The following is a 16,367-nucleotide window of genomic DNA, read 5'->3' as shown; positions in this document are numbered from 1 at the left end:
CCAGCCGGCGCGAACACCGCACCACCCACCGCAGCGGCCACCGCCACCGACAGCGCCGCCTGACGGGCCAGGACGGCGAACTTCGACGCGGACTCGGTGCTCTGAACACCCATGACAGGACTCCTTGGAGAGAGAGGTGGATGAATCGGGAGGAATCGGGCCGCGCGGGGCGTGTGTGCTCCGGGGTGCGGCCGGTGGTGCGGGAGGGTCAGGCGGTGGGGATCCGCAGGGCCAGGGGCTCGGCACCGGGGCGGCACTGGAGGTCGCAGCCGCAGCCCGGGGGCAGCAGCAGCCAGTGGCCGGGGCGGAGTCGGACGTCCTGGTGGGTCGCGGTGCCGGTGAGCCTGACCCGGCTGCCGCCGTGGTGCTGGAAGAGCAGCAGGCTGCCGTCCTCCGGGGCGGTCAGCTGCCGGGCGGGTTCGACGGGGCGGCCGAGGTGGTGACGCAGGGTGTCGGCCCAGCGGGCCGCGCCGTGTGTCGGGCCGGTGCCCGGCGGGTTGCCGTCGGGCTGTTCGCCGTCGGTCCAGAGCAGGGCCGGGCCGGTGCCGAGGCGGCGGTTCAGGAAGGCGACGACCTCGCTCTCCGGGTCGGCCGGACGTTCTTCGTCCTGTCCCCACTGCATGTCTTCGCCTCCGTCTCCGCTGTCCCGGTGGGGCCCGGTGTGCCCCGCTGACACCAATGGTGCGGCGCGGCGGGATTGACGGACAGTCACGGAATGCCGGTCCCGGAGGCCCGGTAACGGACGGCCGGTAACGGGACCACGTGACAGGCGGGGGCGGGACGGTCAGTCGTCGAGCAGGCCGGCCCGGGCGGCGGCGACGCCGGCCTGGAAGCGGCTCTCGGCACCCAACTCGTCCATGATGTCGGCGATGTGGCGGCGCGCGGTGCGCAGCGACATGCCCAGGCGGCGGGCGATGGCCTCGTCCTTGAGGCCGGCGGCGAGCATCCGCACGATGGTGCGGTCGAGTTCCTGGGAGACCTGTTCGAGGCCGTCCTCGGCGGCGGCGGCGAACGGGCGGGCGAGCGTCCAGGCCTGTTCGAAGATGCCGCACAGGTAGGCGAGCAGGGCCTCCTGGCGGACCACCACCGCGCCCCAGGTGCCGTCGCTGAGCGGGAGGAAGGCGAGTTCGCGGTCGAAGACGATGAGCCGGCCGAACAGCTCGTGCGCGGTGCGGTACTCGGCGCCGAGGGCGGTGGCGGCTTCCACGTAGGCCTGGCTGGGGCCGTTGAAGCGGGCGGTGTGGTGGTACAGGGTGCGCATCCGGACGCCCCGGCCGAGCAGGGCGCGGTCCCGGCGCAGCGCCTCCTCCATCGCGGCGGGGACGCGGGAGCCGCCGCCGGGCTGGCTGGTGAGCACCTCGCTGCGGCATTCGGCGGAGGCCCGGTCGAGGGCTGCGCGGACGTCCTGGAGGTCGGCGATCACCTCGATCTCGGCGCCGTCGGTCTCCCGGGCGGCCTGGCGGTGGTAGGGCAGGAAGCCGGCCACCTGGGCCTGGCGGTGGGCGAGTTCGGCGCGGCTGCGCTGGATCGCGGCCTCGACGGGGGCGGCCAGCGCGGCGATCGCGGTCTGCGGGGGCAGGGCCCGGCAGCGTCCGGGGTCGGCGGGGTCGGGCTGGAGCAGCTGCCAGGACGTCAGGCGGTCCAGGGCGGTGGCGGCGGCGGCCGGGTCGAGGCCCTGGCGGCCGAGGTGGGCGGCCAGCGCGGCGGGGTCGAGGCGGCCGTGCTCCAGCACCCAGGCGTAGGCCGCGGCGTCGGCCGGATCGGGCACGAACTCGGCTCCGGTGCACGGAGTTTGGGCCGACAGGTCCATTTTCGTCCCCCGGTCATCTTGCTGCCAGAGCAGTTGGTGAGGTGGCCGACCGATGGTTCGGGCACCTCGGGGTCGCCATGCTAGTTGCCAGGGCGCCGGGCCCCGAACGGGGACCCGGGCAGCAGGATCCCCACTCTTCTTCCCCACCCTCAGGAGGACTTCGCCATGAAGCGGTTCGCTCGCACCGTCGCGTTCGCCGGTCTGCTGCTCGCCCTCGCCGGGGCGGCCCCCGCGGTGGTCGCGGCGGTGCAGCCGGGCGCGTCGGCGGCGGTCCGGGCGGACGGGGCGACGCCGGCCGGCGACACGTCGTGGGGCGGCAGCTGCGAACTGCCGCTGTGCCAGCCGGAGCTGTACTGATCCCGGCCCCGCCGGCGGGCGGGGCCGGGTGCCGGGTCAGAGCGTGCGGACGCTGCGCGGCAGCCAGTCGTCCTGCGTGTCGGCGAGGCCGATCCGGGTGGTGTCCCAGGTCCCGTAGCGGGGGTTGACCTCGATGTGCAGGGCGGTGCCGGCCTCCACCAGCGCCTTGCGGATCGCCGCGTCGCCGTCGGGACCGTTCGGGTCCTGGCCGCCGGCCAGCTTGGTGAGGCCGATCTGCTGCCGGTAGAAGTCGTCGACGGCGTTGGCGGGGACGCCCTGCTTGGTGCGCAGCAGTTCGATCAGCTTGGCGTCGCCGCCGACGGTGCGGACGTCCGCGGACCGGGCGGCGCCGATCTCGCTCGCGCTGACGGTGAGCCGGCGGTCCGCCAGCGCCCGGTCGATGACCTTGTCGAGGATCAGCTCGGACACCGCGTGCCGGGCCAGCCCGGGCTGTTCGTTCGGCTGCGCGCCGGCCTGCGCGGTGCCGCCCTCGCGGACCGCCGACACCCGCGCCTCCACCTGCGCGATGCTGATCCTCTCGTCGCCGACCACGGCGGCGGCTCCCTGGTGCGCCGGTGCCCCGCCGCAGGCGGAGAGTGCGGCGGCGGCGACCGCGACGCCGATGGCGGCACGCAGTCGGCGGACGGAGCTGGTGCGGATCACTGGGGCCTCCTGGTCGGTGGAGCGCGTTCCGGTGGTGCTTCGCGTACGTGGCTGGGACGAACAATAGGGAGCCCCGCCCCCGGGTGCCAGACCCCGCGCGCACGGTCGGCCGTCCGGGGTCGCGCCCCGTCGCACCTGCCTCCGCACACTGCTCGCCGACTCGGCCGGGTCCGTTCCGGTGGGCGCCGCGCCGGGGCCCGGCGTCAGGTCGCGTACGGGTTGGTGGTGGTGCGCTGCGCGCCGAGCTGTTCGAGGTGGGCTCGCAGGCGGCGGACGTCGGGGTGGTGCGGGCCGTGGCGGCGCTCGGTCTCCAGGAGCAGTTCGAGCAGGGTCTGCCAGGCGGTCTCGGCGTGGCCGGTGGCGGCGAGCAGCACGCCGATGCGTTCGCGCAGCTCGGGGACGTGCGGGGAGCCGGGCGGCAGGACGGCGAGGACGGCCCGGTACTCGGCGAGGGCGTCGTGGGCCAGGCCCAACTGCTCCAGGCAGCGGGCGGCGTGGCGGCGGTGGTCGAGCGCGGCCGGGTCGTGCGGGCCGCGTTCCGCGGCGGCGGTGGCGGCCAGCAGGCGCAGCTCGGGCAGCGCCTCGCCCCACTGGCGCTCGGCGAGCAGGGTCCGGGCCCGGATCGCGCGCACGGTGTGCACCAGCGGCGCGGCCTCGCCCTGTTCGGCGACGGCCCGGGGCAGCAGTCGGGCGGACAGGTCGAGCACCTCGGTGTGCCGGCCGGCCGCGACCAGGTCGGACAGCCTGGCGCAGGCCCCGGCCAGCGTCTCCTGCTCGGGCGGCGCGACGGGCGGCGGAACCGGCGGCGGGACGGGCGGCGGAACCGGCCCGGCCGACAACGGCGCCGACGGTGGGTCGAGGTGCGTCGGCTGGTACGGGTAGCGGTACGGGTCGGCCGGGTCGGGGACGGCGGGCAGCCGGGTGCGCGGCCGGCCGGTCGGCGCGGGCAGCAGCGGCAGCAGCTCGGCGTGCACCTCGGCGGCGTCGGCGGGCCGCCGGTCCGGCTGCTTGGCGAGCAGCCGCAGCACCAGCGCCTCCAGCACGGCGGGGACTTCGGCCCGCAGCGCGCGCAGCGGCTGCGGCGGGTCGTCGACCTGGCGGCGCAGCACGCCGAGCGCGGTCGGCGCGGGGAACGGCGGACCGCCGGCCAGCATCTCGTGCAGCATGCAGCCGAGCGCGTACAGGTCGCTGCGCCGGTCGGTGTCGGCGGCCATGGCCTGTTCGGGGGCCATGTAGGCGGGGCTGCCGATCGGGCTTCCGGTGAGGGTGAGCCGGGTGGCGCCGGGGTCGAGCGCGGCGGCGATGCCCAGGTCGAGCAGCACCACCCGCCCGTCCGGACGGACCATCACGTTGCTCGGTTTCAGGTCCCGGTGGACCACCCGCGCCCCGTGCACGGCGGCCAGCGCGGCGCACAGCTGCCCGGCGACGGCGACGGCCCGGTCGATGCCGAGCGGGCCCTCCTCGGCGATCAGGTCGGCCAGGCTCAGCCCGGGGACGCGCTGCATCACCAGGTACAGCTCGTCGCCGTCGGCGCCCGCGTCGTACACGGTGACCAGCCCGGGGTGGTCCAGGGACGCGCCGATCCGGCACTCGCGCAGGAACCGCTGCCGCAGCAGGTCGCCCTGGCTGTCGCCGCGCCCGGACGGGTACGGCACCGCGTCGGTGCGCAGCAGCTTCACCGCGACGGGCCGGCCCAACTGCTGGTCCCGGGCCGCCCACACCTGCCCCATGCCGCCGTGCCCGATCTTCACGTCGAGCAGGTACCGCCCGCCGACGGTGCGGTTCACGGCTGCCCGTCCCCGGCCTGACGGCGCAGCAGCTCGCCGAGTTCCCGCAGCTCCGCGGCCCCGGTCGCCCCCGTCGCCCCGGTCGGCCCGGCCTGCGGAGCGGCGGGCGGCGGCGTCGCGACGCCCGGGAAGGGGGCGGGCGGCGCCGGGTACGGGCCGGCCTGCGGGTACGGAGCGGTCCGCGGGTACGGCAGCTCGTACGGGTGGGTGACGCCGGTCGCGGGGTGGCCCGGGTACCCGTACCCCGGCGGCGGGGTGGCGGGCTGCGGCCAGAAGCGGCGCTGGTTCATCAGCAGGAAGTGCACGGGCGTGCCGATCCACAGCGGGATCAGCAGGAACACCCCGACCAGGTTGTTGATCTTCCCGCCCGAGGGGGTCAGCCCGACCTCCACGAACAGCACCAGCTGCATCAGGCCGATGACGACCGCGCCGACGATGTCGGCGCGCCGCCGCCGCCCGACCGCCAGCACCACCGAGGGCACCATGCCGAGGATCCCCAGGGTCAGCACCGGTGTCGCGGCGCACAGCAGCGTCACCCAGATCCGGTACGGGCCGGACACGGCGCGGGCGGGCATGGACGCTCCTCGGCGACGGCGGGGCAGTGCTGCGCACACGCTACCTCCCCCGCCCCTCCCGCCGAGAGGCTGCTGCACCGCCCGGCAGGAGGACCCGACGGTACGTCAGGCCGGGCCGGCGGTACCGGCGGCGAGCGCGTCGGTGAGCGCCCGGGTCAGCGTGCGGGCCTCGGCGGCGGCCCGCGACAGCGCCGCCTCGTACTCGGCGAGCCGCCGGAACGCCGCGCCCAGCTCGCGCTGCTGCTCCACCGGGACGCGCGGCACCTCGACCCGGCGGATGTCCAGCCGACTGGTGGTGGACGCGTAGCTGCTGGCCCGCCGCCCGGCGCCGGTGGCGCGCAGCTGGCCGGCCAGGAAGTCCGGGTCGAGCAGCGCCGGGTCGGGCCGCAGCAGGTGCAGCCGGGCCCCGAGCGCCGCGCCCGCGTACGGGCTGCCGGGGTGCACCGCCTGGGCGCCCTCGCCGCCCAACGCCGGTACCAGCACGTCGCCGTGACGGACGATCAGGGCGTCGTCGGCGTCCGTGGCGGCGCTGGGCGGAGCGGCGGCCTGCAGGTCCTGGTCGGTGAGCAGCGGGGTGCGGCCGCCGGGGCGGGCGGGGGCGCCCTGGCCGGAGGAGTGCACCTCCAGCGCGCCGGAGCGGGCTAGTTCGCCGATGCCGACCTGCGGGGGCGCGGCCGCGCCGGTGGCGGCGAGGGCGGGCAGCGCGGCGTCCAGGTCGGCCAGCCTGGCCAGTTCGGCGGCCAGGCGGTCGCGCAGGCCGGTCAGCGCGTCGGGGGCGGCCTCGGCGGGCAGGGCGGGCAGGTGGCGGGCCGGGGTCAGGTCGGTCTCGTCGTCGAGCAGGTCGAGTGCGGGCACCGCGCGCCATCGGCCGGGCCGGTCCGCGGGCAGCGGCGCACCGGTGCGGGCGGCCTCGTCGAACGCCTGCCACGCCGTCAGGACGTCCTTCCGGAGCGCGGCCCGGTCGATCCGCTCCCGGCCGCCGTCGGCGGCGGAGTCCAGCAGCAGCACGTGCCGGAAGTCGTCGCCGGGCTCCGGACCGCGCAGCACCCAGACGTGCAGCGGCACCCCGTACGGCGGGGCGACGCCGGCGGGCAGCGCGACCACGGCCCGCAGCGCGCCCGAGCGGACCAGCTCGGCCCGCACCCGGCGGCCGGCCCGGCGGGAGGCGACGGTCGGCGGCAGCAGCAGCACGGCCGTCCCGCCGGGCCGGGTGTGCGCCAGGCAGTGCAGCACCCACGCCAGTTCGGACTCGCCGCGCGGCGGCACCACGCCCCCGGGCCACCGGCTGTCGTACTGCAACTGGTCGTGGCCCCAGTCGCGTTCGTTGTACGGCGGCCGGCACAGCACGGCGTCCGCGGCCAGGCCGGGGAACGCGTCGGCGCGCAGCGCGTCACCGGTCCGGACGTCCACGGGCAGCGGGCCGGGACGGTCGGCGGGGGCGGCCAGCGCGAGGCGCAGCAGGGCGACCCCGGCCAGGCCCGGGTCGGCGTCCTGCCCGCTGCGCGCGGCGGGCGCGGCGGCCAGCAGCACGCCGCCGGTGCCGCACGCCGGGTCCAGCACCGTCCGGCCCTCCCCCGGCGCACCGGCCAGGGCGGCCAGCAGGTCGGCGGTCTCCGCCGGAATCGGCTGCTGCAGACGGGGGTTGGCCTCGGCGTACCTGGTCAGCAGCTGCTCGTACGCGGCCGCCGGGGCGCTCTCCGCGGTCAGCCGGGCCAGCAGCCGGGCCAGGTCCAGGTGGGTGGCGCCGGCGATCGGCGGCAGCCCGACGGCCGCCGCCGCGTCCGGGCCGAGCAGGGCGCCGACGGTGCGGCGCAGCGCCTTGGGCAGGGCGGTGGCCAGCCGGGTGTCGGGCTGTTCGGCGAGCTCGGTCCGCACGGACGGGTGGCGGTGCAGCAGGAGCAGCAGCGAACCGGCCGTCACCAGCGGCGCGACGGCCGGGCCGGACGGGTCGCGGAGCGTCTCCAGCTGCTGCCACACCCGTTCCAGCAGCGGCAGTTCGGCGAGCTTGCCCTGGGCGCGCAGCCACTGCTCGACCTGGTCGAGCCGGAACGTCGGACTGGTCTCCGTGCCGCCTGCGGGCCGCGGGAAGTCGGTGTGCCGGCGGCGCCAGTTGGACACGGCGGCCCGGCCGACTCCGGCCAGCCGGGCGATCTCGGCGGCCGTGACCTCGGGACTCTCCGGCATGCGCGGGCCTCCTCAGCGGGTGGTGTGGCCACACAGCATAGCCAGACGACTATCCCGAGGTGTTCACACGTGAACAGAGACGTTTCGTGAATCATCATTGACACTGTTCACAGTCGCGGCTTTACTTGAGTCATCGCCGGAACCCCGGCACACCGCAGAAATCCTGGGGGAGAGCCCGCCATGTCCGTCCGCATCCGCACCCGCCGCACCGCCGCCGTCCTCCTCGGCGCCTGCCTCCTGGCCGCCGCGACCACCGCCTGCGGCCCCGACAACTCGGTCTCCACCACCCCGAAGGCCGCCGCCTCCACCCCGGCGAGCGGCTCCGCCGCCGCCCCCGCCGCCGACAAGCCTGCGGCCGGCTCGGTGGCCAAGCTCGGCGACACGATCGGCCTCAAGGGCACGGAGAAGTCCAACACCGCGGACGTCACGCTGGTGAAGGTCGTCGACAACGCGGAAGGCGCGGACGAGTACACGAAGGCCGCCGACGGCAAGCGCTTCGTCTCGGTCCAGTTCCGGATCAAGGCCACCGGCAGCGCGGCCTACGCCGACGCCCCCGCCAACAGCGCGAAGGTCGTCGACGCCCAGGGCCAGGGCTACGGCTCCACCGTCGCCGAGACCAAGGCCGGCCCGGAGTTCCCCGTCCCCGCGAACATCGCCCCCGGCGAGACCGCCCTCGGCTTCGTCACCTTCGAGATCCCCGCCGACGCCAAGCTCGACAAGATCCAGTTCGCCCTGGACAGCGGCTTCGCCCAGCAGACCGGCCAGTGGAAGCTGTAATCAGGCCGGCAGGCACGAAAGGCACGCGGGCGCGGCAACAGGGGCGCGTGGGAACTGCGCGAGCAAGGAGTGAACGCCGGCGAGGTCGCGATCAAGTGCAGGTCATTGCCCTCGTCGCGACCTTGCAGGCGGATGCCTCCCGCCTCGCGCAGTTCCCCGCGCCCCTGGTGGTGCTCTCTCCGGCTGTGCGCTCCTACCGCTTCAGATCGTCGAACATGGTGCTCAGGAACTCCGTGCACCAGGACAGCAACTCCCGCCCCACCAGCGGCTTTCCGCCGATGCGGCCGCCGGAGCTGGGCCGGGGCACCAGGAGCTGCCGGGCCGCGGACTTGATCTGGGTGCGGGGGTAGAGCCGGTTCAGCCGGAGTTGCTGGGACTCGCGCAGGTCGACGGGTCCGAAGCGGACGAACGCGCCCTGCAGGGTGATGTCCCCGATGCCGCAGCGCCGCGCGAACAGTCGCAGGCCGGCCACCAGCAGCAGGTTCTCCACCGGTTCGGGCAGCTTGCCGTAGCGGTCCGTCAGCTCCTCGCGGACCTGTGCGATGTCGGCCTCCGAGTTGACGGCCGCGATCGACCGGTACGCCTGGAGCCGCAGCCGCTCGCCGGGCGCGTAGTCGTGCGGGACGTGCGCGTCGACCGGCAGCTCGATCTTGACTTCGAGCGGCTCCTCCTCCGGCTCGGCACCGCCGGCCTCCAGGGACTGGCGGAAGTCGGCGACGGCCTCGCCGACCATCCGCATGTAGAGGTCGAAGCCGACGCCGGCGATGTGGCCGGACTGTTCGCCGCCGAGCAGGTTGCCCGCGCCGCGGATCTCCAGGTCCTTCATGGCGACGTACATGCCGGCGCCCATCTCGGTGTGCTGGGCGATGGTGGCGAGGCGCTCGTGCGCGGTCTCGGTCAGCGGCTTCTCCGGCGGGTACAGCATGTACGCGTAGCCGCGTTCGCGTCCGCGGCCGACCCGGCCGCGGAGCTGGTGGAGCTGGGAGAGGCCGAAGGTGTCGCCGCGTTCGACGATCAGGGTGTTGGCGTTGGAGATGTCGATGCCGGATTCCACGATGGTGGTGGAGACCAGGACGTCGAACTCCTTCTCCCAGAAGTCGACGACGACCTTCTCCAGCTGGGTCTCCCCCATCTGCCCGTGCGCGGTGGCGATCCGCGCCTCGGGCACCAGGTCCTTGAGCCGGGCGGCGGCCTTGTCGATCGACTCGACCCGGTTGTGGATGTAGAACACCTGGCCCTCGCGCAGCAGTTCGCGCCGGATCGCGGCGGAGATCTGCTTCTCGTCGTACGGTCCGACGAAGGTGAGGACGGGGTGGCGCTCCTCGGGCGGGGTGGTGATGGTGGACATCTCGCGGATGCCGGTGACCGCCATCTCCAGGGTGCGCGGGATCGGGGTGGCGGACATGGTGAGCACGTCGACGTTGGCGCGCAGCTTCTTCAGCTGCTCCTTGTGCTCGACGCCGAAGCGCTGCTCCTCGTCGACGATGACCAGGCCGAGGTCCTTGAACCGGGTCTCCGACGAGAACAGCCGGTGGGTGCCGATGACCACGTCCACCGAGCCCTCGAACAGGCCCTCCAGGACGGCCTTCGCCTCGGTGTCGGTCTGGAAGCGGGACAGCGCTTTCACGTTGACCGGGAAGTTCGCGTACCGCTCCGCGAAGGTCGAGTAGTGCTGCTGCACCAGCAGCGTGGTCGGCACCAGCACCGCGACCTGCTTGCCGTCCTGCACGGCCTTGAAGGCCGCCCGGACGGCGATCTCGGTCTTGCCGTAGCCGACGTCGCCGCAGATCAGCCGGTCCATCGGGACGGACTTCTCCATGTCCGCCTTGACCTCGGCGATGGTGGTCAGCTGGTCGGGGGTCTCGGCGTACGGGAAGGCGTCCTCCAACTCCCGCTGCCAGGGGGTGTCCTGGCCGAAGGCGTGGCCGGGCGCGGCCATCCGCGCCGAGTACAGCTTGATCAGGTCGGCGGCGATCTCCTTGACCGCCTTCTTGGCGCGCTGCTTGGTCTTCGCCCAGTCCGCGCCGCCGAGGCGGTGCAGGGTCGGGGCCTCGCCGCCCACGTACTTGGTGACCTGGTCGAGCTGGTCGGTGGGCACGAAGAGCCGGTCGCCGGGGTGGCCGCGCTTCGCCGGCGCGTACTCCAGCACCAGGTACTCGCGGGTGGCACCCTGCACGGTGCGCTGCACCATCTCCACGTACCGGCCGACGCCGTGCTGCTCGTGCACCACGTAGTCGCCGGCGGCCAGCGCCAGCGGGTCGATGGCGTTGCGGCGGCGGGACGGCATCCGGCGCATGTCCTTGGTGGAGGACTTCTGGCCGGACAGGTCGGTCTCGGTGACGACGGTGAGCCTGAGGGCCTCGTCGACGAAGCCGTGCTCGATCGAGCCGCAGGAGACGTGGACGACGTCCCTGGTGGGGGCCTCGGCGAGGTCGGCGACCAGCCGGGCCGGGATGCCCTCGTTGCCGAGCACCTCGGCGAGCCGGGACGCCGGGCCGTGGCCCTCGGTCACCAGCACCACCCGCCAGTCGGCGGCCAGCCGCTGCCGCACGTCGTCGATCGCCCGCGCGGTGTCGCCCCGGTACGCCTCGACGGCGTGCATGCCGAGGGTCAGCGTGTCGGCGTCGCCGTGCCAGGCATCGGCCCCGCCGCGGGCGAGGACCTCGGACACCGTGGAGTCGCTGGTGGCGAACGGGCTGACGGACCACCAGGGCAGCCCGATCTCGGCGGCGTGCTCGCGGACGTCGGCCAGCGACCACAGCGAGGCGGCGGAGACGTCGATCGCCTCCAGGTCGATCGGCCGGTCGGCGCCCGCGGCGGCGGCGACCCAGGACGCGGCCAGGAACTCCTGGCTGGTGGCGACCAGGTCGGCGGCCCGGGTGCGGACCCGCTCGGGGTCGCAGACCACGGCGATCGAGCCGGCCGGCAGCACGTCGAGCAGCAGCTCCATGTCGTCGACCAGCACCGGGGCCAGCGACTCCATGCCCTCGACCGCGACGCCCTGCGCGATCTTGTCCAGGATCTCGCCCAACTCGGGGTGCTGCGCCGCCAGTTCGGCGGCCTTGGCGCGCACCTCGGCGGTCAGCAGCAGCTCCCGGCAGGGCGGCGCCCACAGGCCGTGCTCGGCGATCTCCAGCGAACGCTGGTCGGCGACCTTGAAGTAGCGGATCTCCTCGACGTCGTCGCCCCAGAACTCCACCCGCAGCGGGTGCTCCTCGGTCGGCGGGAAGACGTCCAGGATGCCGCCGCGCACCGCGAACTCGCCGCGCTTCTCGACCAGTTCGACCCGGGCGTAGGCGGCGGCCGCCAGCCGGCGGGAGACCTCCTCCAGGTCGTGCTGCTCGCCGCGCTGCAGCGCCACCGGCTCCAGTTCGGCCAGGCCCTTCACCTGCGGCTGCAGCACGCTGCGCACCGGGGCGACCACCACCTGCACCGGGCCGGCCGCAGGATCGTCGGCCCTGGGGTGGACGATGCGGCGCAGCACGGCGAGGCGGCGGCCGACGGTGTCGGAGCGCGGGGAGAGCCGCTCGTGCGGCAGCGTCTCCCAGGCCGGGAACTCGGCGACCGCGTCGGGCGGCAGCAGGGAGCGCAGCGAGGCGGCGAGGTCCTCGGCCTCCCGCCCGGTGGCGGTCACCGCGAGGACCGGGCGGCCGCTCTCGCCGGCCCGGGCGGCCAGCGAGCGGGCCAGCGCCGCGATGGCGAACGGCCGGGCGGCGGGGGGTCCGACCAGGTCGAGGTGCTGCCTGTGCCCCGTGGCCGCCGCTTCGATCGCCTCGGCGAGTGCGGCGTCCCGTACGACGACATCGAGCAGTCCGGACAGGCTCATACGTCAAGTTCTCCACGGCGGGGAGTGGGCCCGGCACCGGGGGCCGGGCAGCGCGACAGTCCCGGAGCGCGGTGCGCCCGGGGGGTGTCCAGCCTACGCCGCGCCGGGACCGGTCACGCGGCGCGGCGTACCGGGTCGGCGGCGCCGGGGCGACTCTCCGGTATCCGTACGGGCTCGTCCAGAGATCATGCAGTCGACACACTCCTGTCACTGCCCGTCCATGGTGGCCGCGCAGGATGGAACACAGCGCGGGCCGCATCCAACCGTGGGGGATGGCTGCGGCGGCGCGATCGCACCTCGATGGGGGTCGGGAGTGCGAAGGCCGGGCGACCCTGGGTGGGGGCGCCCGTGCCACTCACGCCGGGACTCGCGGCGGCCGCCCCGGGGGCGGGCGCCGCGAGGTCTCGGCGTCGCCGTGCTTCCACCCGCCCCCGGCCACTTCCCGCGAAGCGCCACGCGCTGCGGGCGGCGCTCCGTACCCTCGTGTGAAGAAGGTGTGGGGACACCGCGTTCGTTCCAGGGGGTTGATTCGTCATGCGTGTCGTCATCGCAGGTCAGGGCTATGTCGGCCTCCCACTGGCGGTCCGCGCCGCGGAGGTCGGCCACCGGGTGGTCGGGTACGACGTGGACGAACGCCGGATCAAGCGGCTGGCCCTCGCCGAGTCGTACGTCGAGGACGTCCCGGGCGACCGGCTGCGCCCGCTGCTGGACTCCGGCCGCTACCTGCCGACCGCCGACCCGTCCGACGTGGCGGGCTTCGACGTCGCGGTGATCACCGTTCCGACCCCGCTGCGCGACGGCGTGCCGGACCTGTCGTACATCGAGGCGTCCGCGAAGCTGCTGGGCCGACACCTGACGCCGGGGGCGACGGTGGTGCTGGAGTCCACCACCTACCCGGGCACCACCGAGGAGCTGCTGGCCCCGCTGCTGGAGGCCGGCTCCGGGCTGCGGGCCGGACCCGACTTCCACCTGGGCTACAGCCCCGAGCGGATCGACCCGGGCAACCCGGTGTGGAAGCTGGAGAACACCCCGAAGGTGGTCTCCGGCACCACGGCCGAGGGCCTGGCCGCCGTGGCCGGCTTCTACGGGCAGCTGGTGGAGCGGACGGTGCCGGTCTCCTCCTGCAAGGAGGCCGAACTGACCAAGCTGCTGGAGAACACCTTCCGGCACGTCAACATCGCGCTGGTCAACGAGCTGGCGATGTTCGCCCACGACCTCGGCATCGACGTCTGGGAGGCCATCGACGCGGCCTCCACCAAGCCGTTCGGCTTCCTGCGGTTCACCCCCGGCCCGGGCGTCGGCGGCCACTGCCTGCCGATCGACCCGTCGTACCTGTCCTGGCGGGTGGAGCGGGCGCTCGGCCAGTCCTTCCGGTTCGTCGAACTCGCCAACGACGTCAACAGCCACATGCCGGACTACGTGGTCCGCCGCCTCGCCGAGGCGCTCAACCAGCGCCGCCGGGCGGTCAACGGCTCCCGGGTGCTGCTGCTCGGCCTGGCGTACAAGAAGAACACCGGCGACGCGCGGGAGACCCCCGCCGCCCGGATCGTCGAGCTCCTCACCCGCCAGGGCGCCGAGGTCCGCGCCGCCGACCCGCACGTGGTCGCCGGCGTCCACGTCCCCGAGCAGCGCACCCCCGACCACGACGCCGGCCCGCTCGCGGCCGTCCGCCGGGTCGACGCCACCCCGGAGGAACTGGCCGCCGCCGACGCGGTCGTCCTGCTCGCCGACCACGACGAGTTCGACTACGCCGCCGTCACCGCCCACGCCCGCTACGTGCTGGACTGCCGCCGCCGCCTGACGGGGGCCGCGGTCGAGGTGCTCTGACACCGGGCGGGTGCCCGGCTCACCGCCCCGGCCCGCCGGCCGTCCGGCGCGCCAGCACCGTCACGGCGGTCGCCGCCACCGCCGACAGCGCCCCGGCCGCCGTCCACCACACCCACGCGCCCGGGCCGCCGGCCTCGCCGGCGGTCGTCGCCCGCGGAGCGGCCGGGGGCGCCTCCGGGCGGGCGGGCGGCTGGGTGGGCGCGCCCGGGTCGGTGTGGGTGAACGCGAACCGGCCCTGGAGGGGAGCGCCGTCGGCGGCGACGGTCCGCCAGGTCACCTGGATCCGGCCCTGCGGCAGGCGGCCGAGCTTCTGCCGCACCTGGTGGCCGGCGACGGTCGGCGTGCCGTCCGCGTACGCCTTCCCGTCGGTGCCGACGACCGCGACGGTGGTGAGGCCGGGCTGCACCGGGCCGTCGAAGGTCAACGTGACCGCCTCGGGCGCCGCGGGCACCGCGGAGTCCGCGACCGGGTCCGAGGCGAGCAGTTGGGCGTGCGCCCGCGCCGGCGCCGCGGGTGTCAGGGCGAACAGCGCGGCGAGCAGCAGCGCCGCCGGACGGGAGAGGACTCGGGGCTTCACGAGGCAGTCGTCGTCCGCGGCGGCCGGGAGGTTCCCACCGTCCCGCCGCGAACTCCCGGGAACTTCCCGCCAACCCGGCCCGACCACTGCGGTGTCTGCGGGACGCGACCCGCAACCGAACCGAAAGCCGATGCCCGCCATGCCGATCACCGCCGCCCCCGGCCGCCGCCTCCCCCGTCTCCGCAGGCTCGTCGTCGCCGCGACGGCCGGGGCGATATCCCTGTCCGCCCTCGTCGCCTGCGGTGCCGACGACCCGTCCCCGGCCTCGGACCAGGGCTCCCCCAAGGCGGCCGTCGCGGCCGTCACGGAGCCGGTGACGGTCAAGGACCCGTGGGTGAAGGCCTCCGACTCCGGCATGACGGGCGTGTTCGGCACCCTGGTGAACACCACCGGCGCCCCGCTCACCGTGGTGTCCGGCACGTCCACGGTGTCGGCGAAGACCGAGCTGCACGAGGTCGCGGACGTGGACGGCAAACCCGCCATGCGCCCGAAGGCGGGCGGCTTCGTCGTCCCGCCCGGGGCCGGCCACGAGCTGAAGCCGGGCGCCGACCACATCATGCTGATGGGCCTGAACCAGCCCCTGAAGCCGGGCGACGAGGCCACCGTGACGCTGACCCTGGACGACGGCCGGACGGTGAAGTTCGCCGCCGTCGCCAAGGCGTTCGCGGGTGGCAAGGAGGACTACACCCCCGGCATGGCGAAGGGCTGATCCCCGCCATGGACACCAGCCCCACCACCCCGGCCGTGGGCCGCCGCCGGCTGCTGGCCGCCGGTGGCGCCCTCGCCCTCGGCGGCGCGCTCGCCGGTGCCGCCGCCGGCACCGCCGCCCGCGGTGACGCCCGCGGTGACGCCCGCCCGCAGCCGCCCGCGTTCGGCCGGCAGACCGTCGCCTTCCACGGGCCGCACCAGGCCGGGATCGAGACGCCCGCGCAGGCGCACGCCGCGTTCCTCGGCCTCGACCTGCACGACGGGACCGACCGCGCGGCCCTCGGCCGGATGATGCGGCTGCTCACCGACGACGCCGTCCGGCTCACCCGCGGCGAGCCGGCGCTCGCCGACACCGAGGCCGAGCTCGCCGCGCTGCCGGCCAGGTTGACCGTCACCTTCGGGTTCGGTCCGGGCCTGTTCCGGGCGGCCGGGCTCGACGACCGGCGGCCCGCCTCGCTCGAACCGCTGCCGCCGTTCGCCATCGACCGGCTCCAGGACCGGTGGTGCGGCGGCGACCTGCTGATCCAGATCTGCGCCGACGACCCGCTCACCGTCGCGCACGCCCAGCGGATGCTGATCAAGGACGCCCGCTCCTTCGCCCGGCTGCGCTGGGCGCAGCGCGGCTTCCGCAACGGCCGCGGCATGCAGGGCGACGCCACCACCCAGCGCAACCTGATGGGCCAGGTCGACGGCACCGTCAACCCGCCGCCCGACAGCGAGGTCTTCGCCCGCGCGGTGTGGACCGACGCCGGCCCGGAGTGGCTGCGCGGCGGCACCACCCTGGTCCTGCGCCGCATCCGGATGGAGTTGGAGACCTGGGACCTCGCCGACACCAGGGCCAAGGAGTTCTCGGTCGGCCGGACCCTCGGCACCGGCGCCCCGCTCACCGGCACCGCCGAGCACGACGAGCCCGACTTCGACGCCCAGGACGCGCTCGGCCTCCCGGTCATTCCGGAGTTCGCGCACATCCGACGGGCCCGCGTGGCCGACCCCGCGCAGCGCATCTTCCGCCGCCCGTACAACTACGACGACGCCCCGGCCGCGGACGGCACGCCGGACACCGGCCTGCTGTTCGCGTCCTTCCAGCGGGACATCGCCGAGCAGTTCCTGCCCGTCCAGCGCGCCCTGGCCGCTGCCGACCAGCTCAACCAGTGGACCACCCCGATCGGGTCCGCGGTCTTCGCCGTCCCGCCGGGCTGCGCACCGGGCGGCTGGATCGGCGAGCGCCTGCTCGGCTGACCCGGGACGGCTCCGCCCCGTGCGACTGCTGCTGCCG

Annotated in this window: 13 protein-coding genes; 5 read left to right on the top strand and 8 right to left on the bottom strand. The window is 75.3% G+C overall.

Features of this window, described 5'->3' with window-relative positions; all coding sequences use genetic code 11:
- Positions 1-208 precede the first annotated feature (208 nt).
- Together ACFV1L_RS05565 and ACFV1L_RS05560 are read right to left on the bottom strand one after the other, a co-directional pair.
- On the bottom strand, positions 209-622 hold the full coding sequence (locus tag ACFV1L_RS05565) for a hypothetical protein (RefSeq protein WP_380363162.1): 414 nt from the start codon (positions 620-622) through the stop codon (positions 209-211).
- A 162-nt stretch (positions 623-784) separates the two neighbouring features.
- A complete protein-coding gene (locus tag ACFV1L_RS05560; protein ID WP_380363161.1) occupies positions 785-1,768 on the bottom strand; it encodes a LuxR C-terminal-related transcriptional regulator in 984 nt (327 codons plus the stop codon).
- Between the two features lie 207 nt (positions 1,769-1,975).
- Here ACFV1L_RS05560 and ACFV1L_RS05555 point away from each other — a divergent pair, with 207 nt between their 5' ends.
- A complete protein-coding gene (locus tag ACFV1L_RS05555; RefSeq protein ID WP_380363160.1) occupies positions 1,976-2,167 on the top strand; it encodes a hypothetical protein in 192 nt (63 codons plus the stop codon).
- Positions 2,168-2,203: 36 nt separating this feature from the next.
- Here the strand turns inward: ACFV1L_RS05555 and ACFV1L_RS05550 are convergent, their stop codons facing one another.
- The 4 genes from ACFV1L_RS05550 to ACFV1L_RS05535 all read right to left on the bottom strand — a co-directional run bounded on the left by ACFV1L_RS05550 (position 2,204) and on the right by ACFV1L_RS05535 (position 7,376).
- Entirely contained in the window at positions 2,204-2,830 is a 627-nt protein-coding gene (locus ACFV1L_RS05550) for a SurA N-terminal domain-containing protein (RefSeq protein WP_380363158.1), read from the bottom strand.
- Between the two features lie 203 nt (positions 2,831-3,033).
- On the bottom strand, positions 3,034-4,617 hold the full coding sequence (locus ACFV1L_RS05545; protein ID WP_380363156.1) for a protein kinase: 1,584 nt from the start codon (positions 4,615-4,617) through the stop codon (positions 3,034-3,036).
- Complete coding sequence (locus tag ACFV1L_RS05540; protein WP_380363154.1) at positions 4,614-5,192, bottom strand: hypothetical protein; 579 nt, start codon at positions 5,190-5,192, stop codon at positions 4,614-4,616. The genes ACFV1L_RS05545 and ACFV1L_RS05540 overlap by 4 nt, the downstream gene beginning before the upstream one ends.
- A 105-nt stretch (positions 5,193-5,297) precedes the next feature.
- On the bottom strand, positions 5,298-7,376 hold the full coding sequence (locus ACFV1L_RS05535) for an N-6 DNA methylase (RefSeq protein ID WP_380363152.1): 2,079 nt from the start codon (positions 7,374-7,376) through the stop codon (positions 5,298-5,300).
- Positions 7,377-7,556: 180 nt separating this feature from the next.
- Here ACFV1L_RS05535 and ACFV1L_RS05530 point away from each other — a divergent pair, with 180 nt between their 5' ends.
- On the top strand, positions 7,557-8,153 hold the full coding sequence (locus tag ACFV1L_RS05530; protein WP_380363151.1) for a DUF4352 domain-containing protein: 597 nt from the start codon (positions 7,557-7,559) through the stop codon (positions 8,151-8,153).
- Positions 8,154-8,346: 193 nt separating this feature from the next.
- On the opposite strand, the gene mfd is transcribed toward ACFV1L_RS05530, so the two are convergent.
- The gene (mfd, locus tag ACFV1L_RS05525) at positions 8,347-11,979 is read right to left on the bottom strand and encodes a transcription-repair coupling factor (protein ID WP_380363149.1); all 3,633 of its coding nucleotides are present in this window, start codon (positions 11,977-11,979) and stop codon (positions 8,347-8,349) included.
- Between the two features lie 534 nt (positions 11,980-12,513).
- Here mfd and ACFV1L_RS05520 point away from each other — a divergent pair.
- A complete protein-coding gene (locus tag ACFV1L_RS05520) occupies positions 12,514-13,806 on the top strand; it encodes a nucleotide sugar dehydrogenase (protein ID WP_380363147.1) in 1,293 nt (430 codons plus the stop codon).
- Between the two features lie 19 nt (positions 13,807-13,825).
- Here ACFV1L_RS05520 and ACFV1L_RS05515 read toward each other — a convergent pair whose 3' ends face one another.
- On the bottom strand, positions 13,826-14,383 hold the full coding sequence (locus ACFV1L_RS05515; protein WP_380363145.1) for a copper resistance protein CopC: 558 nt from the start codon (positions 14,381-14,383) through the stop codon (positions 13,826-13,828).
- Between the two features lie 130 nt (positions 14,384-14,513).
- On the opposite strand from ACFV1L_RS05515, the gene ACFV1L_RS05510 reads away from it, so the two are divergent.
- Positions 14,514-15,092 carry a copper chaperone PCu(A)C gene (locus ACFV1L_RS05510; protein WP_380363143.1) on the top strand — a complete coding sequence of 193 codons (579 nt, stop codon included), beginning with the start codon at positions 14,514-14,516 and terminating at the stop codon, positions 15,090-15,092.
- A gap of 8 nt (positions 15,093-15,100) precedes the next feature.
- Positions 15,101-16,330: a Dyp-type peroxidase gene (locus tag ACFV1L_RS05505; protein ID WP_380363142.1), complete on the top strand. Its 1,230-nt coding sequence runs from the start codon at positions 15,101-15,103 to the stop codon at positions 16,328-16,330.
- Positions 16,331-16,367: the final 37 nt, after the last annotated feature.

Origin of the sequence: Kitasatospora sp. NPDC059646 (genome assembly GCF_042734615.1) — a bacterium.
GTDB lineage: Bacteria > Actinomycetota > Actinomycetes > Streptomycetales > Streptomycetaceae > Kitasatospora.
This window is presented reverse-complemented; position numbering and strand designations above follow the sequence as displayed.

What these genes read in the sequence shown, in the direction of transcription:
- ACFV1L_RS05510 (WP_380363143.1), top strand. Translation starts at nt 14,514, where the DNA reads ATGCCCGCCATGCCGATCACCGCCGCCCCCGGCCGCCGCCTCCCCCGT.
- mfd (WP_380363149.1), bottom strand. Translation starts at nt 11,979, where the DNA reads ATGAGCCTGTCCGGACTGCTCGATGTCGTCGTACGGGACGCCGCACTC.
- ACFV1L_RS05505 (WP_380363142.1), top strand. Translation starts at nt 15,101, where the DNA reads ATGGACACCAGCCCCACCACCCCGGCCGTGGGCCGCCGCCGGCTGCTG.
- ACFV1L_RS05530 (WP_380363151.1), top strand. Translation starts at nt 7,557, where the DNA reads ATGTCCGTCCGCATCCGCACCCGCCGCACCGCCGCCGTCCTCCTCGGC.
- ACFV1L_RS05540 (WP_380363154.1), bottom strand. Translation starts at nt 5,192, where the DNA reads ATGCCCGCCCGCGCCGTGTCCGGCCCGTACCGGATCTGGGTGACGCTG.
- ACFV1L_RS05555 (WP_380363160.1), top strand. Translation starts at nt 1,976, where the DNA reads ATGAAGCGGTTCGCTCGCACCGTCGCGTTCGCCGGTCTGCTGCTCGCC.
- ACFV1L_RS05565 (WP_380363162.1), bottom strand. Translation starts at nt 622, where the DNA reads ATGCAGTGGGGACAGGACGAAGAACGTCCGGCCGACCCGGAGAGCGAG.
- ACFV1L_RS05520 (WP_380363147.1), top strand. Translation starts at nt 12,514, where the DNA reads ATGCGTGTCGTCATCGCAGGTCAGGGCTATGTCGGCCTCCCACTGGCG.
- ACFV1L_RS05535 (WP_380363152.1), bottom strand. Translation starts at nt 7,376, where the DNA reads ATGCCGGAGAGTCCCGAGGTCACGGCCGCCGAGATCGCCCGGCTGGCC.